General features: G+C 42.8%; 18 protein-coding genes. 9 read left to right on the top strand and 9 right to left on the bottom strand.

Going from position 1 to position 24264, the window contains the following annotated elements; all coding sequences use genetic code 11:
* Nucleotides 1–16: 16 nt before the first annotated feature.
* Together tamA and murJ are read right to left on the bottom strand one after the other, a co-directional pair.
* Nucleotides 17–1780, bottom strand: coding sequence for an autotransporter assembly complex protein TamA (gene tamA / locus L5B76_RS05245; RefSeq protein WP_265754541.1), 1764 nt, complete (start codon nucleotides 1778–1780; stop codon nucleotides 17–19).
* A 104-nt stretch (nucleotides 1781–1884) separates the two neighbouring features.
* Nucleotides 1885–3456, bottom strand: a complete 1572-nt coding sequence (murJ, locus tag L5B76_RS05240) for a murein biosynthesis integral membrane protein MurJ (RefSeq protein WP_265754540.1) — start codon at nucleotides 3454–3456, stop codon at nucleotides 1885–1887.
* Nucleotides 3457–3733: 277 nt separating this feature from the next.
* On the opposite strand from murJ, the gene rpsT reads away from it, so the two are divergent.
* A complete protein-coding gene (gene rpsT / locus L5B76_RS05235; RefSeq protein WP_017805402.1) occupies nucleotides 3734–3997 on the top strand; it encodes a 30S ribosomal protein S20 in 264 nt (87 codons plus the stop codon).
* A 77-nt stretch (nucleotides 3998–4074) separates the two neighbouring features.
* Here rpsT and glpC read toward each other — a convergent pair whose 3' ends face one another.
* From glpC to glpA, 3 genes are read right to left on the bottom strand one after another with little or no spacing between them, the layout of a single operon-like run.
* A complete protein-coding gene (gene glpC / locus L5B76_RS05230) occupies nucleotides 4075–5343 on the bottom strand; it encodes an anaerobic glycerol-3-phosphate dehydrogenase subunit GlpC (protein WP_265754538.1) in 1269 nt (422 codons plus the stop codon).
* Nucleotides 5343–6635, bottom strand: a complete 1293-nt coding sequence (gene glpB, locus L5B76_RS05225; protein ID WP_265754537.1) for a glycerol-3-phosphate dehydrogenase subunit GlpB — start codon at nucleotides 6633–6635, stop codon at nucleotides 5343–5345. The genes glpC and glpB overlap by 1 nt, the downstream gene beginning before the upstream one ends.
* Nucleotides 6625–8316: an anaerobic glycerol-3-phosphate dehydrogenase subunit A gene (gene glpA, locus L5B76_RS05220; protein ID WP_265754536.1), complete on the bottom strand. Its 1692-nt coding sequence runs from the start codon at nucleotides 8314–8316 to the stop codon at nucleotides 6625–6627. The genes glpB and glpA overlap by 11 nt, the downstream gene beginning before the upstream one ends.
* A gap of 285 nt (nucleotides 8317–8601) precedes the next feature.
* Here glpA and glpT point away from each other — a divergent pair, with 285 nt between their 5' ends.
* A complete protein-coding gene (gene glpT, locus L5B76_RS05215) occupies nucleotides 8602–10047 on the top strand; it encodes a glycerol-3-phosphate transporter (RefSeq protein ID WP_265754535.1) in 1446 nt (481 codons plus the stop codon).
* A 93-nt stretch (nucleotides 10048–10140) separates the two neighbouring features.
* Complete coding sequence (gene glpQ / locus L5B76_RS05210; protein WP_265754533.1) at nucleotides 10141–11238, top strand: glycerophosphodiester phosphodiesterase; 1098 nt, start codon at nucleotides 10141–10143, stop codon at nucleotides 11236–11238.
* A 122-nt stretch (nucleotides 11239–11360) separates the two neighbouring features.
* Here the strand turns inward: glpQ and L5B76_RS05205 are convergent, their stop codons facing one another.
* Both L5B76_RS05205 and rpmE read right to left on the bottom strand, forming a co-directional pair.
* Nucleotides 11361–12596 carry a hypothetical protein gene (locus L5B76_RS05205; protein ID WP_265754530.1) on the bottom strand — a complete coding sequence of 412 codons (1236 nt, stop codon included), beginning with the start codon at nucleotides 12594–12596 and terminating at the stop codon, nucleotides 11361–11363.
* A 202-nt stretch (nucleotides 12597–12798) separates the two neighbouring features.
* The gene (rpmE, locus tag L5B76_RS05200) at nucleotides 12799–13011 is read right to left on the bottom strand and encodes a 50S ribosomal protein L31 (protein ID WP_103855586.1); all 213 of its coding nucleotides are present in this window, start codon (nucleotides 13009–13011) and stop codon (nucleotides 12799–12801) included.
* 200 nt (nucleotides 13012–13211) lie between these two features.
* On the opposite strand from rpmE, the gene priA reads away from it, so the two are divergent.
* From priA to L5B76_RS05185, 3 genes are all read left to right on the top strand, one after another.
* Nucleotides 13212–15398: a primosomal protein N' gene (gene priA / locus L5B76_RS05195; protein ID WP_265754527.1), complete on the top strand. Its 2187-nt coding sequence runs from the start codon at nucleotides 13212–13214 to the stop codon at nucleotides 15396–15398.
* A 142-nt stretch (nucleotides 15399–15540) separates the two neighbouring features.
* Nucleotides 15541–16365: a cell division protein FtsN gene (gene ftsN / locus L5B76_RS05190; RefSeq protein WP_265754525.1), complete on the top strand. Its 825-nt coding sequence runs from the start codon at nucleotides 15541–15543 to the stop codon at nucleotides 16363–16365.
* Between the two features lie 181 nt (nucleotides 16366–16546).
* The gene (locus L5B76_RS05185; protein WP_115248886.1) at nucleotides 16547–16870 is read left to right on the top strand and encodes a thioredoxin family protein; all 324 of its coding nucleotides are present in this window, start codon (nucleotides 16547–16549) and stop codon (nucleotides 16868–16870) included.
* A 489-nt stretch (nucleotides 16871–17359) separates the two neighbouring features.
* Here L5B76_RS05185 and L5B76_RS05180 read toward each other — a convergent pair whose 3' ends face one another.
* Nucleotides 17360–17734 carry a helix-turn-helix domain-containing protein gene (locus L5B76_RS05180; protein ID WP_265754524.1) on the bottom strand — a complete coding sequence of 125 codons (375 nt, stop codon included), beginning with the start codon at nucleotides 17732–17734 and terminating at the stop codon, nucleotides 17360–17362.
* A 152-nt stretch (nucleotides 17735–17886) separates the two neighbouring features.
* Here L5B76_RS05180 and L5B76_RS05175 point away from each other — a divergent pair, with 152 nt between their 5' ends.
* Genes L5B76_RS05175 through L5B76_RS05165 form a run of 3 tightly spaced genes read left to right on the top strand, consistent with a single transcriptional unit; the run spans nucleotide 17887 to nucleotide 22620 of the window.
* Entirely contained in the window at nucleotides 17887–18645 is a 759-nt protein-coding gene (locus L5B76_RS05175) for a hypothetical protein (RefSeq protein ID WP_265754523.1), read from the top strand.
* Nucleotides 18645–20153, top strand: coding sequence for an Eco57I restriction-modification methylase domain-containing protein (locus tag L5B76_RS05170; protein ID WP_265754521.1), 1509 nt, complete (start codon nucleotides 18645–18647; stop codon nucleotides 20151–20153). The genes L5B76_RS05175 and L5B76_RS05170 overlap by 1 nt, the downstream gene beginning before the upstream one ends.
* Nucleotides 20143–22620: a DEAD/DEAH box helicase gene (locus L5B76_RS05165; RefSeq protein WP_265754520.1), complete on the top strand. Its 2478-nt coding sequence runs from the start codon at nucleotides 20143–20145 to the stop codon at nucleotides 22618–22620. Before L5B76_RS05170 ends, L5B76_RS05165 begins: the two co-directional genes overlap by 11 nt.
* A gap of 316 nt (nucleotides 22621–22936) precedes the next feature.
* On the opposite strand, the gene icd is transcribed toward L5B76_RS05165, so the two are convergent.
* Nucleotides 22937–24193 (bottom strand): NADP-dependent isocitrate dehydrogenase, encoded by a 1257-nt coding sequence (gene icd / locus L5B76_RS05160; RefSeq protein ID WP_265754519.1) that lies wholly within the window; start codon nucleotides 24191–24193, stop codon nucleotides 22937–22939.
* Nucleotides 24194–24264: the final 71 nt, after the last annotated feature.

Below are 24264 nucleotides of genomic sequence, written 5' to 3'. Positions count from 1 at the left end.
TTGTCATTTTTGTTGCCTATAATTCCGAACCTAAACCAATGTAAAACTGCACGTTTTTGCTGTTGTCTTTATCACGAATTGGGGTGGCGATATCCAGTTTTACCGCGCCGATAGGTGATGCCCAGCGTACGCCCATTCCCGCGCCATAGCGCAGTTCTTCTAAATTGAAACTGTTCGCCGCGAGCCCTGTGTCGGCAAAGGTGGCGAGCCACCAGTTTTCATAAACTTGGTATTGATATTCCAATGTTCCCGTGGCAAGACGGGTTGCGCCCACCAATTTGCCCTCGGCATTTTTTGGTGAGATTTTTTTATAGCCGTAACCGCGCACGCTACGATCGCCCCCAGCAAAGAAACGAAGTGCGGGCGGAATTCTCTCTAAATTTTTGGTCTGTAACCAACCGATCTCACCACGCACTAAGAAACGGTGATTATCGGCAAAGGTGCGAATCCACGCGCTGGACGCTTGTACTTTGAAGAAATTCGCATCAGAAAGCCAGATTTTATGCCCAAAATCCACGGTTAAACGCTGTGCATCGCCCCAAGTTGGGAATAAACCGCCCCTTAAGCGCGTGCGGCTAATGGACGCAGTGGGGTAAACCAACCAAGTGCGATCAGAATGATTGGCTTGGGTGAAAGAATCATAACGCACACGCAACCCAAGGGCGTGCTGCCAGCCTGATACGCGATTCCAATAACGTAACGCTGCAAAGGTGCCTGATGAGGTTTCCGTGTCGTTAGTTTTTTCCCGTTCGTAACCGGTGGAAAATTCATAATAATAACGCAGCGGATTTTTCAACAGTGGCATTTTATACACCGCTTCCACCGTTTGTTTTGGCGCAGAAGCATAAAGATTAAAACGGAAACTATGCCCACGGCTGTTGATCCAAGGCTTTGTCCAGCCCCATTGAAAGCGCGGGCCGACATCGGTGGAATAACCTATCCCCACGTCCATTGCATTTTTTTTGCGTGGCGTGAGTAGCACATCAACATTAACGATTTTATTTTCTTCATCAAGGTTAGGTTGCACTAACACTGAACTAAACCAGTTAGTGGAGGTGTAATCGTTGGTAAAACTGGAAAGATCATTGATGAGATAAGGTTGCCCTTCTTCAATTTCCATCATATTACGCAAATAATCTTCACGAATTTGCGAGCGCTGAAAGGTGAATTTGCCGAAGCGATAGCGTTCACCACTATCAAAGGTGATTTTCCACCAGCCTTGATAAGTGGAAGGACGCACTAATAATTGGGAAACGTCAAAGTCCGCATCAAAATAACCACGAGCCAGAGAAAGGGATTGCAGTGCGCTTTTGTAATCTTCATATTTGGAATGATAAAGTAGCTCGCCAAGTTTTGGCAATTTTTTATCTAACGCTTTGAAGGCTTCATCGTCTTTTGCTTGGCCCAGAATTTGAATATCCATTCCTGTGAGCAAAACAGGTTTGCCAGCATTAACATCGGCGATGAGTATAGGGCGTTTGCCTCCTTTGGCAGGTTGCAGGCGAAAATCAATTTTAATGTTGTAGTAGCCATAAACGCGCAAGGCTTTTTTGATGGCTTCACTCACAATATATTGATAGCGATCTGAGCCGTCCGCTTCTTCAGGATCGATCATCTTGGTGTAAATATCCACGTTTTCAATGGCTTTTACCCCTTTTACCCCAATCACTTTGAGATCTACGGTATGCTCAGCGTAAACATTTAAACTGGTTAAAACACAACCCGCCAGCAAACTTAGTGCGCTGAGTAAATGGCGTTTTTTCTGTTGTAATAATTTCATAATGTTCCCCAATAATCTTGCCCTAGTTTACGTTTTCGCAACGCGCTGCGCAAATATTCCCACATTAAAGTGCGGTGAAATTTTTCATTATTTTTATAATGCGTTTATGAATGGACTAAATGGCGTTTGCGAATGCCTAAAAGTAACAGTGCGCCGCCATAAATTACTGCCGCAACGGCAATCAGCCACACGAGCCAGTGAATGCGCTGAACAAACGCCATTTGTTGCCACTGGATTAAACTTGGGCAATAGTGCCAAACCACAGCGCCCATTGCTAGCCCTGCGGTGAAAACTTTGGCAAAAAACACCGCACTTTGTTTACTAAAGTGATAGACATTTGCCTGTGCTAGCCCACGGTAGAGCAAATAGGCGTTTAAGGTGGCAGACATCGCCGAAGCAATGGCAAGCCCCACATAGCTAAACGGAATGGCAAGCAGGTTAAATGCCATATTGCTCACCATAGCGATAATACCGATTTTCACTGGTGTTTTGGTGTCTTGGCGTGCGTAATAGCCGTTGGCGAGAATTTTGATCAACATAAAACTGAGCAATCCCATATTAAATGCCCACAAGGAATAAGAGGCCGCTTGCACATCAGAAAATAAAAATTCACCACGCATAAATAGCACCAACAACATTGGCTGGGCAAGCACACCAATGCCGATCATCGCGGGCACGCCGAGTAATAAAATCATTCGCACGCCCCAATCCATTGTGTTGCGAAAATCCACCGCACTTTGTTCGGCATTATCTGTGCGATTAACGTGGTGGCGCGCCAGTGTCGGTAAGATCACGGTAGAAATGGCGATACCAAATAAACCAAGGGGAAATTCGAGCAAACGGTCAGAATAATAAAGCCAGCTGATCGAGCCTGTCATCAAGAAACTGGCAATAAAAGTATCTAGCAGTAAATTGATTTGGCTCACGGAAACCCCGAATAAGGCAGGGATCATCAGCGTGCGGATTTTTTTTACCCCTGCATCATTCCACGCCCATTTTGGTTTCACTAATAAGCCTGCTTGCTTTAAGAAAGGCAACTGAAATAAAAATTGCAACAAACCTCCAATAAAGATCCCGATAGCAAGGGCAAGATCAGGGCTTGATGTGTAGGGCGCAAGGAAAAGTGCGGTGCAAATCATCGCGATATTGAGCAACACAGGCGAAAATGCCATCACGCCAAATTTGCCGAGCGTGTTTAAAATTGCTCCTGATAACGCAACAAAGGTAATAAACCATAAATAAGGAAAGGTGATTTTGAGTAACAATGAGGCTTGTTCAAACTTCACGCCGTTTACCCCATCATTGAGCCAATCAATAAACCAGCCCGTACCGAAAATGGCGGCAACCACAGGGGAGAAAATCATCGCAAAGGCAGTAACGATAGTAACTAATCCGCCTAATGTCCCCGAAACTTTGCTGATAAATTGCTGGGTTTTGTTGAGATCGCCGGCTTTTTGGTATTCTGCCAAAACTGGCACAAAGGCTTGAGAAAATGCGCCTTCAGCAAATAAACGGCGTAAAAAATTAGGAATACGGTTGGCAAACAAGAACACATCAGCACTTAACCCCGCGCCGATGATTTGGGCGATAATCACATCACGCACCAATCCAAGTACGCGCGATAATAAAGTCATTGCACTGACAATAATGCCAGATTTTAATAATCGTTTACTCAAAATAGCTTTCTCATCAAGAAAAATTTGGCTTAATTGTATAGAAATTTTGTTTTTAAGCTATATTCTAGGCAAAAAAACTGATAAAATTCGCCCACATCGTTTGGGTGGGCTACATTGAAAGCCGCATTTTCAGCGAACGATGCAGACTTTCGGTTGTGTCTCACCGAGTAATCAAGCTAAATTTTGCTAATTGTTTATTGACAATTATGGAACGGAAAGGCATAGTTTACGCCTTTATTTATCTCATAAACTAACAGAAATTTTTAGGAGTTTGACCTTGGCTAATATCAAGTCAGCTAAAAAACGCGCGGTTCAATCAGAAAAACGCCGCCAACACAATGCAAGCCAACGCTCTATGATGCGTACTTACATTAAAAAAGTTTACGCCGCTGTAGCAGCAGGTGAAAAAGCTGTGGCTGAAGCCGCTTTCGTAGAAATGCAAAAAGTTGTGGATCGTATGGCATCTAAAGGCTTAATCCACAAAAACAAAGCAGCGAACCACAAATCTAAATTATCTGCTCAAATCAAAAAATTAGCGTAATTTCAGATTAAAAAATTCAGAAAAATAAAACCGCACTTTAAAAGTGCGGTTTTTTTATGCGGAGATTTTGCCTATTTTTACAATGCTTTCGCCAACAACGTGATTGGGTGCAGGCAGGTTAGGCTGGTGGACATATCAATTTGCCATTTGCAGGTTTCGCACTCTGAAATCACAAAATCAAATTGCCCTTCTTCAATATGCTCAAACAAGGTTTTACCAATGGCTTGGGAAACCTCATAGTTTTCTGCTTTAAAGCCGTAAGTGCCAGCAATACCGCAACATTGGCTTGGTAGCATTACTACTTCTAAATCAGGAATCAGTTTTAGTAGCGCAAGCGTATAAGGCGCCCAACCCGCTTTATCAACGTGGCAGGCGGTGTGATACGCCACTTTTAACGGCATTGATTTAAACTGCGGTGAATTTTGGCGTTGGAATAGCTGATATAAATATTTGGTTACAATATTGATATGCGGACGCACTTTGGCGTTATCCATACCTAAAATATGATGATATTCATCACGCAAATTCATTGTACAGCTAGAAGAGGTGCCAACTACATCAAGCTCTTGATTAATAATGGTATTTTCTAGCTGAGCAAGGTTAAATTCGGCAAGTTGTCTAGCACGTTTTGGAAATCCGTTCACGCTTAATGGCAAGCCGCAACATTTTTCTTTTTCTAGCAACATTACGCCAATATCTAAGGCGTTGAAAACCTTGATTAAATCCTTACCGAGCTGTGGATTATTATAATTCACGTAACAACCGTGATAGTAAGCCACTTTGTCTTTGTAATAACGCTGACGCTCAAGGGCATTATTTTTATACCATTGACGGAATGAGCCGAAGGAATATTTCGGCAGGCTGCGATGCTGGCTGACTTGTAAGGTTTTTTCCAGTAGGAATTTCGTGGCTTTTAAGCCTGTAATGGTATTCACCACAGGGGCAAAAGGGGTGTTGAGTTTGCCCATTATGTCCGTGTTACTTAGCACCGCATCGCGTAATTTATGAATCAGCGATTTTTTCTGCTCTTTCAAATGGCTATTACGCGCGCGAACGATCAAATCGCCAATTTTTACATCAGAAGGACAAGCCACTTCACAGCGTTTGCAGTTGGTACAATATTTCAGTGCTTCATCATAAAAGGCAGCACTTTTTAGGCGGAAACGTTCCCCATCTGGGCCAGCTTGTTTTGGACCGGGGTAGAGCGGGTTTTGTTTTGATACGGGGCAAACCGCCGTGCAAGCCGTACATTTTATGCAGCTTTCAAAACTGTTATCCACATATTGATGGCTTGGTGGCAAGGTGGCGTTTTGTTTTGCGTTTTCGATTAATTGTTGAATGTTCATTATTTGCCCCCTGCAAGAATCTGTTCTGCCACGGTGAGCGCGGTAACTACCGCCACGCCCGAGCTACAACCGAGTTCTAAATTATTGTAACCGCCAATAACCGAGCCTACGGCGTATAAATTGGTTAAAATCTCACCGCACTTGTGTACTTGGCATTTTGTGTTAATTTTTACCCCCACACTTTGATAAGGCTGTGGGGCAGAGAAACGATCTTTCGTCCAAGAAAGGCGCTTATCGTTGTCAAAATCACCATAGCCGATAATATCCAAATCAAAAATCGGCTCTAAAATTCGATCGAAATCGGCCACAATGCCCGAGCTAAAATAATGCCCTGAAGCCAGCACAAAATGTTCAGCATAAAGCGCATCATCTTGATGTAATTGGGTGTAAAGGGCTTTCACTTGGTGATCGACAATTTCTGCACGTAAGGCTTTGTCCCCATTGAGCATCACACCGCCTAATTTTTCAAATTCTGCCTTTAAGGCTTTGCGCTGACGCATTCCCAATAGAGACGGTGGCAGGGTAGGTAATTCATATAAATTCAGCCCGGTTGCTTGTTTTAGGCTATTGAAAAAGTGCTGATCATCTATGCCAAAACAAGCGGGCAAAAACACCGCACTTGCGCCATTTGCTGCTTGTTTGATTTCTTGAACTAATTCGCTGAAAGCCAATTTATGTTCTAACATTTGCGAAATATTGACACTGCGAAATTCCCGCGCGTTGTTGCGCAATTGGTCTAGCTGTGGAATATGCAGGTAGCCGATTTTGACTTCGCAATGGGCAAATTGCGGATTTTGTTTTAGGTTATCCGCCAATAATTGCGGTTGGAAATCGTGATAGCCTTCAATGCCTAGCACCGCAATGCGTTTATGGGGAAATTCTGTTTGTGATAACGGCAAGGTTGGCACGCTGTTGGCAGATAACCAAGTACGGCGCAAGCCACCCAGTGGGGTAACACGGAAGTGATTTTCTTTGCTTGAACCAACCAGATCTAAATTGAGCGCTTCGGCTAATTGCTCAAAGCGCTCGGCCTTGGCAAGTACCTGTTCTTTGCCTAACAATGTATAAGGGTGATGTGGCAGCAGCTTAGCAAAGTGCGGGTAAATTTCAGCGAAATTTTCCACCGCACTTCCTTCTGGAAGCTGACTAAGTAAATCTAATGAGCCAGAGGAAAAATCCATTGCCGCTTGCCCATTATTGACAATGGCGCACTGTTTGCCTTGTTGTTGCAGCGCAATGGCGCAGGTTAAGCCTGCTAAGCCACCGCCGATAATAATTACATCAAATTTCATTGCTATCTGTCCCCTGTGTGGCTTGTTCATCAAGTGGTTTAACATCATTTAAACCGAGTAAACTGTAATAAATCCAGCTGGTAAATTCTGCTTCGCGCACCGCCTCTCCCCAAGCAATAGGCTGAATACCACGCCAACGTTCTTCCATAAAAGACGCTAGTTGAGTGGTGGATTGGCGTGGTGTGGCAACATTAAAACGTGCCATTAAGCCTGCTGCACGACAGGCGCAAAGTTCCGCTTGGCAGGTTCCCATTCCTACACGGGTACGGCGGCGTAAATCCACCAAATTATTCACCTTGAGTTCATCAACGGCATAACGCACTTCCCCTGCGCTTACCGCTTCACATTCACAAACCAAGGAACGATCTAAGCGTTCTTGATCGAGCAATTTGGTGGCGCGCTGACCGTGGCGATATACCGCAGAAATTTTAATTGGTGTTGGCAGTGAAATAATTTGCTTGTAGGTTTCTTCTTGTGTTGCGTCTGACCCCGGTAAAGGCTGGCTCGCTGTGGTACAAGTGGCGGATTTATTGAGTTTTTTGCACACCAAATCCGTTGCCCATTCCGCCATTAGGCGATAGGTCATTAACTTGCCACCGGTAATGGTGACGAAACCTTCCAAGCCATCGCGTTCTGCGTGATCGAGTAACACAATGCCACGACTCACGTTACGCCCTGAAGGATCGTCATCAGTGGCAACCAGTGGGCGCACGCCCGCATAAGCACGTAGCACACGGGTGTGGCGTAGGGAAGGGGCGAGTTTTTCCCCTTCACGGAACAAAATATCCACTTCTTCAGGCGTTACCACCATATTATCAATTTGATCATAAGGAATACGGCTTGAAGTTGTGCCGATCACGCAAATGGTATCCCCTGGCACGAGAATATCTGCATCGGCAGGCTTACGGCAGCGGTTAATCACTAGATTATTAATGCGGTGCCCCATAATTAATAGCGCCCCTTTGGCTGGGAACATTCGGATTTTGAGATCGGCATATTCGGCAATGCCTTGTCCCCAAATCCCACCTGCATTCACCACAACAGGGGCAAAAAACAAGCGTTCTACTTTATTTTTATGATCGTAAACTTTCGTCCCAATCACGCGATCGCCTTCACGGATTAGCCCTTTGACTTCGCAATAGGTGAAAATTTTTGCCCCACGTTCGCTGGCATCAAGCATATTGGCGGAAGTAAGACGGAAAGGATCGATAGAACCATCAGGCACCACCACCGCGCCCACTAAATTCGGATTGACCGAAGGCTCTAAGCGTCTGGCTAAATCAGGTTCGATTGCCACCGCTTCAATACCAGCATTATCGCAAGCGGTAAGAAAGGTTTTTTGATAGGCCAAATCATCTTCAGGCAGCGTGATAAATAGCCCTTTGGTGTCTTCAATACAATGGCGCGCGATATTTTTTAAAATGAGATTTTCTTGGATACATTCGCGCGCAGATTCTTCATCATTCACCGCATAACGTGCGCCACTGTGCAACAGCCCGTGGTTACGCCCCGTTGCCCCTGTGGCAATATCGCGGCGTTCTAATAACACGCAATCAATACCGCGTAATGCACAATCTCGTGCAATACCTGCCCCCGTTGCACCACCGCCAATGATGATCACGTCCGTATTGATAGGCGAAAAGTCCTGTGCATTTTGATAAAAGTGCGGTGATATTTTCATCGCTTTTCCCCCACATTAAATTTGTAAATAAAAAGATAAAATTAACAAGCCTATCATACGACAAATGTTCGTTTTGGAAAATAAAATGAGCGAATTTGTATTAAATTATGTGAGGTAGATCACTATTTATCCGTCATTGAAAAGTTTTTGTTATTTTTTTGTGATAAACATCACATCTTAAACTTTATCTTCTTTTCGTTTTTTATTTTCTCGCTATGATATGTTGGAAATGTTCGTAAAAGAACGTATTTCATCTATAAAAAAATAACAACTTGGAGAATATCTATGTTTGGACCATTTAAACCAGCTCCTCACATTGCGGAGCTGCCAAAAGAAAAGATAGATTCCACTTATAGACGCTTGCGTTGGCAAGTGTTTGCAGGGATCTTCTTTGGTTATGCGGCATATTATTTTGTGCGCGCAAATTTTGATTTAGCACAGAAAGGGTTAATTGAAGCAGGGCTTTATAATAAAGCGGAACTCGGTATTATCGGGACTGGTGCGGGTTTAGCTTATGGTTTGTCAAAATTCTTTATGGCGACCATCTCTGACCGCTCAAATCCGAAAGTTTTCTTACCTTGTGGCTTGTTACTTTCAGGTTTATGTATGACCCTAATGGGCTTAATGCCTTGGGCGACATCAGGCATTTTAGTGATGTTTGTGATGATCTTCCTTAATGGTTGGTTCCAAGGTATGGGGTGGCCGCCGTGCGGACGTACAATGGTACACTGGTGGTCGAAAAATGAACGCGGAACAATCGTGTCTATCTGGAATACCGCGCACAATCTAGGGGGAATGGTGCCGGGTGCAATGGTGCTATTAGCCAGTGCGATTTATTTCAGTGAGCACGGCGTGCAAGCCACTGCAAAAGATGTATGGCAACAAGCACTTTACTATCCGGGGATTGCGGCAATGATTGCGGCCATTCCAGTATTCTTAGTAATGAAAGATACGCCACAATCTTGCGGTTTACCAGCCATTGAAAAATGGCGTAATGATTATCCAGATGATTACAACGAAAAAACCTACGAAAACGATCTCAGCACCAAAGATATTTTCGTTACTTATGTCTTAAAAAACAAATTGTTATGGTATATCGCCATTGCTAATGTGTTCGTTTATCTAATTCGTTATGGTGTATTAAAATGGTCGCCAGTGTATTTGGGTGAGGTGAAACACTTCAATATCAAAGGTACAGCGTGGGCATACACCATTTATGAATTAGCGGCGATTCCGGGAACGCTTATCTGTGGTTGGGTATCCGATCACCTATTTAAAGGCAAACGTGGTTTAACGGGTTTCATCTTTATGATCTTAACCACCATTGCAGTAGTGGCATTATGGTTAAACCCAGCAACGCCTGAAGCTGAACTTGCACAATATGCAGGCAAAGCTTGGTATGAAAACCCATATCAATTAACTGACTTTATCTTAATGACCACTATCGGTTTCTTAATTTATGGTCCAGTAATGTTAATTGGTTTACACGCTCTTGAACTTGCACCGAAAAAAGCGGCAGGTACAGCTGCAGGTTTCACAGGCTTATTTGGTTATCTCGGTGGTACAGTTTCTGCTTCAGCCGTTGTGGGTTGGGCTGCGGAATACTACGGTTGGGACGGTGGTTTCTATGTAATGATCACCGGCGGTATCTTGGCAGTATTGTTACTCTTAATCGTAACTATTCAAGAAGCAAAACATAAAGCCACATTAGGCGATCACTACGGTAAATAGTGAATAATTAGAAAGGAAGTGCAGCAATGCCCTTCCTTTTTTATTTGTAAAAATTCGGTGAAAAAGCACCGCACTTTACTAAAAGGAGTTTTTATGACATTCAAATTAAAAAAATTAGCTCAAGTTGTTGCCTTATCCACCTTGGCATTTACTTGTGTGCAAGCAGCAAATGCAATGCCAACAATGAATAATAATGAAAAACTTGTTATCGCTCACCGCGGAGCAAGTGGCTATTTGCCTGAGCATACGCTAGAAAGTAAAGCCCTTGCCTTTGGACAAAAAGCGGATTATTTAGAACAAGATTTAGCGATGACGAAAGACGATCATTTAATCGTGATCCACGATCATTTTTTAGACGGGCTGACTGACGTGGCGAAAAAATTCCCCGATCGTAAACGTGCAGATGGACGTTATTATGTGGTGGATTTCACCCTTGCGGAGATCCAATCGCTTAATATGACAGAAAATTTTGAAGTGAAAGATGGCAAACAAGTTCAGGTTTATCCAGAGCGCTTCCCAATGTGGAAATCCCATTTCAAAATTCACACTTTTGAAGATGAAATTGAATTTATCCAAGGGCTAGAAAAATCCACAGGGAAAAAAATTGGGATTTATCCTGAAATCAAAGCGCCTTGGCTACATCATAAAGAAGGTAAAGACATTGCCAAAGCCACCTTAGAAGTGCTGAAAAAATATGGTTATACTCAAAAATCTGATCGCGTTTATTTGCAAACCTTTGATTTTAATGAGCTTAAACGTATCAAAACAGAATTGTTGCCACAATTAGGTATGGATCTGAAATTAGTTCAACTTGTGGCTTACACCGATTGGCACGAAACGGAAGAAAAAAATCCGCAGGGGGAATGGGTAAACTATGATTATGGTTGGATGTTCAAAGATGGTGCAATGGCTGAAGTGGCAAAATATGCAGACGGCGTAGGGCCGGGTTGGTATATGTTGATTGATAAAGATCAATCCACAAAAGACAAAGTGGTTTACACCCCACTTGTGCAAGAATTGAAAAAATACAATATGGAACTACACCCTTACACCGTACGAAAAGATGCCTTACCTGCATTTTTTACTAACGTAAACCAAATGTACGATGCTTTGCTAAACCAAGCTGGCGCAACAGGTATTTTCACCGATTTCCCGGATACCGCGGTGGAGTTTTTGGGGAAAGGGGAGTAAGTTTGAACCACTTATGTGAACGTTAAATAAAAAATCGGAAAGATAACTTTCCGATTTTTTTCGAGTAAAGAATTTGGCTAATGTATGATAAAAAACAATTTTATTCACAATTAGCTTTTGAATTATATTTTCGAAATGACAGTCATAATTTCTTCTAGATCGTCTGTTGTTATTTCTTCAAATATTTTAAATGCTTCAGCATTATGGGTTAGTACATTCCAGTCCCAATAATCAATAAATTTATGAATTAATTCAATAGACCACGGTAGTGCTGGATTTTCAGAAAGTCCAAAATGGCCTTTCCATTCCCAACGATCAATATATTGATTAATCAGATCAATCGACCAAGGTAAAGATGGATTGACAGAAAGCAATTGCCAATTAAAGCGATCCGTATATTCAGAGATAAATTTCTCCGTCCAAGGCAATGTGGTATTTCGTGAAAATCCCTGCCAATTCCAATGATCCATATATTGATAAATCAAATCCATTGACCACGGTAATCCAATATTTCGTGAAAGACCAAACTCACCCCAATCCCATTGCTTTTCATATTTTTGAATTAAGTCTATCGACCATGGTAATGCTTTATTGTGCGACAATCCTTTCCAACTCCATCGGTGAAGATACTGTTTAATAAGATCTTCTGTCCAAGGCAATGCAATGTTATAAGAAAGGGCTTCCCAGTTCCAATAATCTGCAAATTGTTCAATAAATTCCACTGACCAAGGCAATGCAGTATTAGAAGAAAGGATTTCCCAATTCCAATGATGGATAAACTGTTGAATCAATTCTGCTGACCAAGGTAAAAATTCATTTTCAGAAAGACCACCATAAGGTTGATGGCCCCATTGCCAACAGCGGTGATATTTTTGGATTAAATCTGCTGACCAAGGAAGATTTTTTTGCTCTGAAATATAATCCCAATCCCATTCTTCTTTAAATCGTTCTAATAACTCCGCCGACCACGGTAAAGAAAAATTGTTTGAAAGACTCCAATAATCAAACCATTCCAATTGATCTTGATATTTTTCTAATATTTCCATTGTCCAAGGAAAATTTTCGCTTGTGGAAAGCAATTTCCAATCCAAGCGATTGGCATAGTGTTCTATTAACGCATTTGTCCATGGTACTGACGGATTATCCGCTAGAAAATCATAATCCCAACGATCTAAAAATTGCTCAATTAATGTTTCAGACCAAGGCAAAGATGGATTCATTGAAAGGATTTTCCAATCTAATATATCAGCATACTTTTCCAGTAAATCGGTTGTCCACCCTTGTTTTAAACGACAAACTACGCAAATTGCTTGTGATTTTTCTATTTTAGAAAATAGATCAATGAATGTGTTTGGCATTATTTTGCTCCTAATTTATTTCACTCAAGGTCTTGGTATAGCGAATGATACCGTTTAGTACGAGTAAATATTACATTGAGTGGACATAGGAATGATTGAACGAAAAATTTGGTGAAAAAGTACCGCACTTGTTGTAGTTTCACAGCTAACTTTTAGCCAACAAAAAACCCTACTTGCGTAGGGTTTTTTATTATCAAGAATCTTATTTTGTGCTTGGAATGCTGAAGCGTTTGTTGAAGCGTTCAACACGACCACCTGTATCAACAACACGTTGTTTACCTGTATAGAATGGGTGGCAGTTGCTACACACATCTAGGTTTAAGTCTTTACCTAATGTTGAACGTGTTTTAATTACATTACCGCAAGAACAAGTTGCCGTAATTTCTTTGTATTCTGGATGAATAGCTTGTTGCATAATAGAAAAACCTCAATTTGAAGCCACTCCGCTCTCTAAAACTGAATTTAGCACCGAGTGTGGTTAATATTACGTTTACAGTATCTTACTGTAAACAGGATCATTTAAGGGTGCGAATTATACCGAAAAAAAAGGAATATTCAAGGGGCGAGATTATTCCGCTATAATAAGGGCAATTTTTGTTTGTTAAGGCTCGCATAATGAAACTTGTTCGTGTGGCGCTGGCTGTGCCATTGTTCCAATTTTTTGATTATCTTCTACCCGAGAGCTTAAGTCCTGTGGTGGGTGGGCGTGTGGTTGTGCCATTTGGAACGCAAAAACGAGTGGGGATCGTGGTGGATTTTCCTACTGAAAGTGAGATCGATCCACCACAGCTCAAAGGGATCTTGGGCGTGCTAGATGAACAAAATTTATTTAACGAACCAGTGTGGCAGCTCATTCACTGGGCGGCGAATTATTATCAAGCGCCCTTGGGGGAAGCCTTATTCCAAGCCTTGCCAGTGAAATTGCGGCAGGGTGAAAGTGCGGTGCAAAATTCGCAAGTTTTTTTCCATATTACAGAATTAGGCGAGCAAGCCTTGCGTGAGAATTTGCTGAAACGCGCGAAGAAACAGCAAGAAGCATTGCAATTATTGGCCGCACAGCCTATGGAAAAAGGGCAAAATCCCTTTGCTGCGAGCATTTGGCAGAACCTGAAAGAAAAAGGCTATGTGGTAGAAAAAGAGCAGCTAGCGGAAATTCGCCCTTGGCAAGATATTGAACAGCCGATTGTGAATGAGCAAAATAAACATCGCTTAAATAAAGAACAGGCGCTGGCGCTAGGGCAAATTTTATTTCATCAAGGCTTTGCTGCGTGGTTGATTGACGGCGTAACGGGTTCGGGCAAAACGGAAATCTATTTACAAAGCATTGAAGAAACCTTGAAAAAAGGGCGACAAGTGTTGGTGCTTGTGCCAGAGATTGGCTTAACCCCGCAAACGGTACAACGTTTTAAAGCGCGTTTTAATGTAGAAATTGATGTTCTACATTCTAATTTGAACGATACGCAACGCTTGCAGGCTTGGCAACGAGCAAAATCGGGACAAAGTGCGGTGGTTATTGGCACGAGATCGGCGCTGTTTACCCAATTTGCCGATCTTGGTTTGATCGTGATTGATGAAGAACACGACAGTTCCTTCAAACAGCAAGAGGGCTGGCGTTATCACGCGCGGGATCTGGCGGTGGTGTATGCCAAACAGTTGGATATTCCTATTTTATTAGGATCGGCAACGCCAAGCCTTGAGAGCTTAAATAACGTGAAGTTGGGCAAATACCAGCATATTATTTTGCAAAAAAGAGCAGGAAATAGTACCGCACTTCAGCAATTTGTTATCGATCTGAAACATCAGCGTATGCAAAATGGCTTGTCAGATGCCCTTGCCAACAAAATGCAGGAACATTTACAGCAAGGCAATCAAGTGTTGTTATTTTTAAACCGCCGTGGTTTTGCGCCCGTGTTGTTTTGCCACGAATGCGGTTGGATTGCCGAATGTCAGCATTGCGAAAAACCTTATACTTATCATCAACATCAACGCGTGTTGCGCTGCCATCATTGTAACTCACAAAGGCCCATTCCAATGCAATGTGGGCATTGTGGTTCAACCCATTTGATGACCACGGGACTTGGCACCGAACAGCTGGAAGAAACCCTAAAACAACGCTTCCCTGATTATGTGGTAACGCGTATTGACCGCGATAGTACCGCGCGCAAAGGCAAGCTAGAACAGCATTTGCAAGATATTCAGCAAGGCAAAAGCCAGATCTTAATCGGCACGCAAATGCTCGCAAAAGGCCATCATTTTCCTAATGTTACCTTAGTGGGCTTAATGAATGTGGATAACGCTTTGTTTTCTTTGGATTTTCGTGCAGAGGAACGGCTTGCTCAGCTTTATGTACAAGTGTCAGGGCGCGCGGGGCGCGGTGAGAAACACGGGCAAGTGGTGCTGCAAACGCACTATCCCGATCACCCCTTATTACGCACCTTGTTAAAAGAGGGCTATGGCGAATTTGCTCAGCAAGCCTTGCAGTTACGCCAACAAATGGGGCTGCCTCCTTATAGCGCACAGGCCTTATTTCGCGCGCAGAGCCGACATAGCGAAGAAGCGGAGCAGTTTTTACAACACATTGCCGAACAGTTACAACGACAAAATGTGGCAGGCTTGCAAATTTACGGCCCATTGCCCGCGCCCTTTAGTAAAAAAGCAGGGTTTTACCGCTGGCAATTATTGCTACAACATTCTTCCAAAGCGAAATTACAGCAAGTGTTAAACCAGTTTAAACAGCATATTCCGCAAAAGGCTCACCAAGTGCGGTGGATTTTAGATGTGGATCCGTTAGATTTAAGTTAAAACTTGCTAGCCATTACCCCTATTTTTCAGTAGAATTGCGGTTATTTTTTATTATGGTTGGGGATAATTGTTAAATTTCCCACTGATTGAGTAAATTTATCCTAAATTTTGACCGCACTTTTAATGGAAACAAGGTGTTATTGTGGCTAAACGTGATTATGTTTCTCGCCGATCTGGCGCAACAAATAAGAAAGCAAAGAAAGTAAATAAATCAGTAGTTTTAACGATCGTGGCATTAGTGATCGCGCTATTTGCTGGCGGATTATATTTTCTTAAGCAAAAATCTAACGAAATTGCCCCTGTTGTGCCTACGCCAGAGAAAAAAGCGCCAAAAAGCGTCTTGCCAACGCCACCCGAAGAAGTGTGGAGCTATATTAAAGCCTTAGAAACGCGCACAGTGCCAGTGGATGACAATCCAAAATCTTTGGAAAAAAATATGCGTTTAACAGAAGAGCAGAAAAAAGTGCTAATTGAAATGGAAAAAGAGCAAAAGGCCGCTGAAGCCGCGCGCTTAAAACAAGCTGAAGAACGCAAGAAAACTGAAGAACAGGCAGCCAGAGAAGCCGTAAGAAAACCAGAGCCAGCCAAAGCTAGCGTGGTGGAAAGTAAGCCTGCTGTGGTGGAAGCTAAATCTGTTGCGAAAGTAAAAGAAGAAGCTAAAAAAGCGGAAACAGCGAAAAAACAAGAAGCTGAGAAGAAAGCAGAAAGCACGAAAAAAGTGGAAAACGCAGTAGCGAAAAACACGGGCGGAGAGAAAAAATATGGCTTGCAATGCGGCGCATTTAAAAATCGTCAGCAAGCAGAAAATGTACAAGCTAAGTTGATAATGTCAGGCTTTAATGCTCGCGTTAATGCAAGCGCAGAGTGGAATCGAGTAGTGATTGGGCCAATTGGTGATCGCGCCACAACGGTGAAATCCCTCGAAAAAGCCAAAACCATTACCCCTTGCGTATTAGTGGGAATGTAATTCATCAGCTGATTAATTGTAACGAAAGCCATCTTACCTTGATGGCTTTTTTAATGAGAGAAGTAAAGTAGGCTTTAGCCTATTAAAAGGGAAACGATAGGTAAGACCCACCAAAGGGATAAATCGCGTTAAACAATGGGCTGAAGCCTATCCTACAAATCTTTTTTAATGAGAAAATAAAATGAATACAGCAACAAATCTTGCGCAAATTGAGCAAGAGATCATTGATAACCCATTGGTTTTATTACTGATTAAAGCACCAAATTGTGGTGTTTGTACTTCGGTAGCGCAACAATTAGCGCCACTTTTAGCTGATAAGCCAGAAATTTTTGCAATGCAAGCCAACATTGCAGATATTCCTGAAATGGCAAGCCGTTTCCACGCCTTAACAGCCCCTGTCGTGTTAATGTTTTATCAGCAAAAAGAAGTCGAACGCTTTGCCCGATTTGTGCCAATACAAGAGCTAAAAGAACGTTTAGATTTTTGGCAGAATTTTGCTGATTAATAAAAAAAGTGCGGTAAAAAAATCGGAAATTTTCCGCCGCACTTTTCCGTCGGGAGAGATTGAGTTTTGTCCGAATAAAATTTTCTAGGCAATAAAGGGAAAACAGTTTAGATAAAAAATAAAACCGCCTAAAAAGGCGGTTTATGCTATACTTTTCCATGGCTGGTCAGGTGTTGTCATTACCTGACTGGCGGGTCAGGTAGTGGCACATCTCGAACAGTTGGTTTTAACTTCTGATTTGAGATCAGACCGATGAAAATTATTTTTATAATTCTTATCATGTTATTCGTGTTGCTATACAGCCCGACAGCTTGGTAGCACTTGAATAACTAGCCACAGGCGGTAAGGGAAACCTTATCGCCTGTTCTGCATTATATATCGCACCTATTCAAAATTCAACCAGATGCTATTGCCTGCCCAAACAATATTTCCAAACAACAAACAAATCACAATGCTCTAGGCTGGAATGGAAAAGCACAACAAAACCAATTATTCGCAGTGTTGTTTATATAGCGCCATAATCACTTCTCGCACAACATTGCGTTGGGGTTCGGGGAGATCAAGGAAGTGGCTGAAAAGGGCTTTGTCTTGTTGGGTGGCGATGTTTTCCCAGCGAAATTCTTCGGGCGTGCCAATGCGTCTAAGTTCCGCAGCTTGCAATTTATGTAGCTTGTTCGGCGGTACGAGTTCACTTAAATCTATATTTAAAACAATCGCAAGCGTCTTTAACTTATCTAATCTTGGGATCATTTTACCGTTAAGCCATTGCGAAGCCGCCTGTGGCGTAATGTCTTGCCCTTCATATTTTAAATTAAAGATCGTTTCTAACACTGAAGGCTTTGGTGGATAGCCTTTTCTTGTCATAGCTTGCCTTAAATTAATGGCGAATTTTTCTTTTTCGTTCATAGCGTGGCAAAGCTATCACGCAGTGATTTTGATAATGAAAGTTATATTGTTAAAACTTTAAAAAAGATCAATAATACTTTCAGTTTTAAAGTCTAATCTCAAATTTTAAAGTGTCTAACGAAAAACAAATAGTTTCAAAAAAACGTGTGGCGGATCACGGGGAAGTTTATACCCGAGAGCGTGAAGTGAACGCAATGTTGGATTTAGTCGCGATACAGACCCAATCACTTTCTGCCACTTTTTTAGAACCTGCGTGCGGAACGGGCAATTTTTTGATCGAAATTTTGCGCCGTAAGTTGGCGGTGGCGGCAGAAAATTATCTAGATAAAAGTAAGCGAAAAAAACACGTTAAATCGCCAAGTCAGCTTTCCTATGAGCGAGATTTAATCCTTGTGGTAAGCAGTCTTTACGGTATTGAGCTGTTGGAAGATAACGTAAAAGCCTGCCGCAAACGGCTGTTTGATTTTGCTGCGCAAGAATACGCGCGGCTATTTCCGCACAGCCAAAAAACCGAATGTCTTGATGCCATTGATTGCCTGTTGCATTTCAACATTGTGTTGGGCGATGCGTTAAAAATGGAAGTGAAATACCCGCGTGAGCATTCTCCCATTCCGAATTTAAGCGGTACGGAAGAAGAGCGGGCGAAAAAAGCCATTATTTTTTCTCAGTGGAGTTTTATTAACGAGAGAAAAATCAAGCGCGTGCCGTTTATCTACTCAGGCTTGGTAGGGGAAGAATACACCATCACGCCAAATGGCAACGCAGCCCAACCGCACCCTTATCGCACGGTTTTTCAATCCAGCCTATGCGATTTTTTGCAGATCAAGCAAACCTATGCCGCCGAATATGAACAAAGTGAGATCCAATAATGCTGAAAAATTACAACCCTGACGTGTTATCTTGTCTTGCCAATTTATCGAGTGATGAAGTGTTCACCTCGCCCCAGTTGGCAAATAAAATGTTGGATTTAATTCCACCGCACTTTTTCTGCGATCCCAACAAAACATTCCTTGATCCCTGCAGTAAATCTGGGGTGTTTTTACGCGAGATCGCCAAACGCCTGATTAAAGGCTTGGAAAGCCATTTTCCTGATTTGCAGGAACGGTTAAACCACATTTTCACCAAGCAATTATTCGGCATTGGCATCACCACCCTCACCGCACAGCTTAGCCGCCGCAGCCTGTATTGTAGCCGTGAAGCGAACGGCGAGTATTCTGTTTGCACCGCCTTTGATGATGAAAATGGCCATATTTTTTACCGCACTTTAGCCCACAAATGGGAAAACAAGCGCTGTACGGAATGTGGTGCATCGCAAAAAGAATTTGATCGTGGTGATGAACTTGAAACCCACGCCTACCATTTTATCCATTCTTACAGCCCATTTTTTGAACGATATAAAGAGATGAAATTTGACGTTATTATTGGCAATCCGCCTTACCAATTAAGAGATAGTGGTGCACAATCCAGTGCTAGCCCGATTTATCAACACTTTGTGGAACAAGCGAAAAAATTGCAACCTGAATATTTGGTGATGATTATCCCTGCCCGTTGGTATGCAGGCGGCAAAGGACTTGATGAGTTCCGTGCCACAATGTTGCAAGATTCGCAAATTCGTCAATTGCACGATTTTCCTAATTCGCAGGATTGCTTTTCGGGCGTGGATATTAAAGGTGGCGTGTGTTATTTCCTTTGGCAAAAAGATTCAACAGGTGAAACGCAAGTTTTCAGCTATGAAAATGGCGAAATGGTCTCGCAAGCCAGTCGTTATTTATTAGAAGAAAATATGGATACATTTATTCGTAGTAACGAAGCCGTAGATCTTTATCATAAGGTGAAAAGTTTCAATGAACCTAGTTTTAACGAATTCATCAGTTCTCGCAAACCTTTTGGTTTTACTACCCAATTTAAAGGCTATGCAAAAACCAAAGATAACACAGTGAAATTTTATGCCAATAAAGCGGTAAATTACATTAGCCGTGGTGAAGTGAAAGTGAACCGAGATTGGATCGATCGCTATAAATTATTTGTGCCTTATGCCATTGGCTCGGGCGATAGCCGTGTTGATTTAGTGAAGCCAATTTTAGGTGAACCCAATTCTTGCTGTTCGGAAACCTATTTAGTTTTCGGGCCTTTTGATGATGAAAAAACAGCAAAAAATGTGATTTCTTACATTCAAACCAAATTTTTCCATTTTATGCTGACTTTAAAAAAGAATACACAACACGCCACAAGAAACGCCTACCAACTCGTCCCAATGCAAGATTTCAGCCAATCGTGGAATGATGAAAAGTTATACGCTAAATATGGCTTAAATAGCGATGAAATCGCCTTTATTGAATCAATGGTACGCCCAATGGAGAGAACCGATGTCGAATAATTATTTACATTCTCTGCAACAACCGAAAATTTATGCTTACAGCGATAATCGCTTTCCGAATATGCTCAAAGTGGGCTACACCACGCGCAAAGTGGCAGAACGTATTGCGGAACAATACCCAGTGAAAACACCTAGCCAAACTTATCAAATTAAACTTGATGAGCTAGCTGTGCGTGATGACGGTTCTTATTTTAACGATCACGATGTGCATCAAGCCTTGCAGAAAATGGGCATAAAACGCAGCGAGGGGGAATGGTTTCAGTGCGATGTGGAAACGGTGCAAGCGGCAATCGTGGCGGTGCGTGGCAGAAAATCGCCGAAAAAACACCGCACTTTAGATTTTAAAATGCGCCCTGAGCAAGCCCGCGCGGTGCAACGCACAAAGGATTATTTCAACGCTTTTCGAGCAGATCCGAAAAATGCCAACAAAGAACCGCAATTTTTATGGAATGCAAAAATGCGTTTTGGTAAAACGTTCGCCACTTATCAATTAATTAAGCAAATGCAGTGGCGGCGGGTGTTGATTCTCACCTTTAAACCTGCGGTGAAAACGGCGTGGCAAGAAGATTTGCAAAACCACATTGATTTTACCGATTGGCAATTTGTGGATAAAAATAATATTGATGAATGGGATCGCATTAAAACGCACAGCGAGAAACTGCATAAACCGTTGATTTGTTTCCTTTCTTTGCAAGATTTACACGGCCGCACCGCCAAGGGCAAGGTGAAAGATCGCAATCGTTGGGTGTATGAAATTAACTGGGATTGCGTGGTGTTTGATGAATATCACTATGGCGCGTGGCGCAACAAAACCAAAGAACAATTTGATGACGGCGAGCTGAGCGCTGAATTAAAGGATCAAATAGAATTTGATCAAGATGAGCTGGGGCTTACCACCTACCACTATCTTTATCTTTCAGGCACGCCGTTCCGCGCTTTAAACAATGGCGAATTTATCGAAGAACAGGTGTTCAGCTGGACATATAGCGATGAACAGCAAGACAAAATCCAGTGGGGGAACAAGCCCGACAACCCTTATCGTGCCTTGCCAAAAATGGTGATGATGACTTACCAAATGGCGGAAGATCTGCGCGCGGTGGCAGAAAAAGGCGATAAAAACGAATTTGATTTAAACGAATTTTTCGCCGCCGAGGGCGAGGGTGATGAGGCGCGCTTTAAGTATCAAAATGAAGTGCAAAAATGGCTGAATTGGTTGCGTTACGGTGGCGATCAGCCTTTACAGTTCGGCGTTGAGAAACCGCCAATGCCTTATAGCGATGTGAATTTATTGGCAAATTTATTGCATACGGTGTGGTTTTTGCCCACCGTGGCAAGTTGTTTTGCAATGCGAAATCTGTTGGCAATGCCACAAAATCAGTTTTATCACGATTATAACGTGGTGGTGGCCGCTGGCACCAAGGCTGGCGTGGGCGAAAAAGCCTTGCCGCCAGTGCGCAAGGCCATTGGTGAAAATCCGCTGAAAAATAAAAGCATCACCCTAAGTTGCGGAAAATTATTAACAGGCATTTCCATTCCTGAATGGTCAGGCATTTTTATGCTGTGCAACTTAAAAAGCCCTGAAACCTATTTCCAAGCGGCATTCCGTGTGCAAACCCCTTGGACAATGCGCGATCACAATCAGCAAGAAATTGTGGTGAAAGAATATTGCTATGTGTTTGATTTTGCGTTAAATCGAGCCTTAACCCAAGTGAGTGATTACAGCACGAAATTAAACCCAACGGAAGATAACCCAGAAAAACAAGTGGCGGATTTTATTCACTTCTTACCCGTGCTTTCCTATGACGGCGGCACAATGCACCGCTTTGACGCAGGCGATATTTTAGATTACGCCCTAAGCGGAATGACCGCCACCTTGCTCGCCCGCCGCTGGGAAAGCGCAATGCTGGTAAATGTGGATAATGTTACCCTTGATCGTTTACGCAACAGCGAAGAAGCAATGGCAGCATTGGATAAAATTGAGGGCTTCCGCTCCTTACGAGAAGACATTACCACCATCATCAACCGCACTACTGAAGTGAGGAAAACCAAAGGGGGAGCAAGACAAGAAGGGCGACCGCTTACCCCAGATGAAGAAAAAACAGTCAATGAAGCCGAAAAAGAGCGTAAATCCTTACGCAAGTTACTTCAAGAGAAACTGATTAAATTTGCTGCCCGCGTGCCAGTGTTTATGTATCTTACCGATTTCCGCGAACACACCTTGCGCGAAGTAATTGAAGTGCTAGAACCTGAGTTATTCTCTGCGGTTACAGGCTTAACACAAAAAGATTTCCAGCTTTTGGTTAGCCTTAACGTATTCAACCAAGTTCAAATGAATAGCGCAGTGTTCAGCTTCAAACGCTATGAAGATGCGAGCCTAGAATACACCGGCATCCGCAAACACACCGACAAATTCATCGGCGGCTACGATACGGTGATTAGCCAAGAGGAATATGATTATTTGAATTAACAAATAAACGCAAAGAAAAAGAGCGGTGAAAAATTCAGAGATTTTTTACCGCTCTTTTCCCATTTATCATTGCACTTTCCCGTAGGGGCGAACCGATGTGTCCGCCCTCTATTCAACGCAATGCTCCTATTCGGGCAGGCACACAGTAGGAGTAGGATGGGCTTTAGCCCATCATTTAATATAATTTATCCCTTTTGATGGGCTAAAGCCCATTCTACGGATCTTTTCTGATTTACCACAATGTAGGGGCGAACCGATGTGTTCACCCGCATCAAAATCTCCCCAATTTAGTAAAGGGGAAAGATTTGCCGCTAAGCTACATATTCGCCACAATTTCTTCAGCAAATTCGGACGTGGAGCATAATTTCGCGTCTTCTAACATTTCTGCAAAATCAAAGGTTACGGTTTTGTTTTCAATGGCTTTGGCGACTGCGTTTACCACTAAATCCGCGGCCTCTGTCCAGCCTAAATGGCGTAACATCATTTCACCGCTTAGGATTAATGAACCGGGGTTGCCTTTGTTTTGCCCTGCGATTTTTGGTGCTGTGCCGTGGGTGGCTTCAAAAATTGCTGCTTCCGCACCGATATTTGCCCCCGGTGAGATGCCAATTCCGCCTACTTGTGCGGCAAGGGCATCGGAAATGTAGTCGCCGTTTAGGTTGAGCGTGGCGATAACATCGTAATCGGTTGGGTGGAGTAACACTTCTTGCAAGAACGCATCGGCAATAGAATCTTTGATGATAATTTCACGCCCAGTTTTCGGGTTGGTCAGTTTCATCCATGGACCTTCATCGATAAGCGTTGCGCCAAATTCTTTCGCCACTTCATAACCCCATTCTTTAAACGCGCCCTCAGTGAATTTCATAATGTTGCCTTTATGCACAAGGGTGAGGGATTTTCTATCATTATCAATCACATATTGCAAAGCCGCACGCACTAAACGCTGTGTGCCTTGTTTTGAAACAGGCTTGATGCCAATACCACAATCTTGTGGGAAACGAATTTTGTTCACGCCCATTTCTTGTTGCAAAAATTGGATCACTTTGTCCGCTTCAGGCGAGCCAGCTTTCCATTCCACGCCGGCGTAAATATCTTCTGAATTTTCACGGAAAATCACCATATTTACTTTTTCAGGGTGCTTCACTGGGCTTGGCGTGCCGCTGTAATAGCGAATTGGACGCAAGCAGTTGTAAAGATCCAAGCCTTGACGCATTGCCACGTTGAGCGAGCGAATGCCACCGCCCACTGGGGTCATCAACGGGCCTTTGATCGCAACGTGATATTCTTTAATAAAATCAAGGGTTTCTGCGGGTAGCCAAGTGTTTTCGCCATAAACTTTATTAGCTTTGCCACCGGCATAAATTTCTAACCAAGAAATTTTGCGTTTGCCTTGATAGGCTTTTTCCACAGCTGCATCGATCACGCGCTGCATTGCAGGCGTTACATCTACGCCAATGCCATCGCCCTCAATAAATGGAATAATTGGATTATCTGGCACGATTAATGCGCCCTGTGCATCTAAACGAATTTTTTCACCTTGTGGGATAACAACGGCGGATTGGGTTTGACTCATTGGATTTCTCCTTTATGCTTGATGTTGTGTTATAGTGAATGAAATGTTTAACAAAAGCGGCATTAATGATT

Source organism: Avibacterium sp. 21-594 (assembly GCF_026226815.1).
In the GTDB taxonomy this organism is placed as follows: domain Bacteria; phylum Pseudomonadota; class Gammaproteobacteria; order Enterobacterales; family Pasteurellaceae; genus Avibacterium; species Avibacterium avium.
Note: the sequence above shows the minus strand (reverse complement) of the source record. Positions and strands in the feature narration are given on the sequence as shown.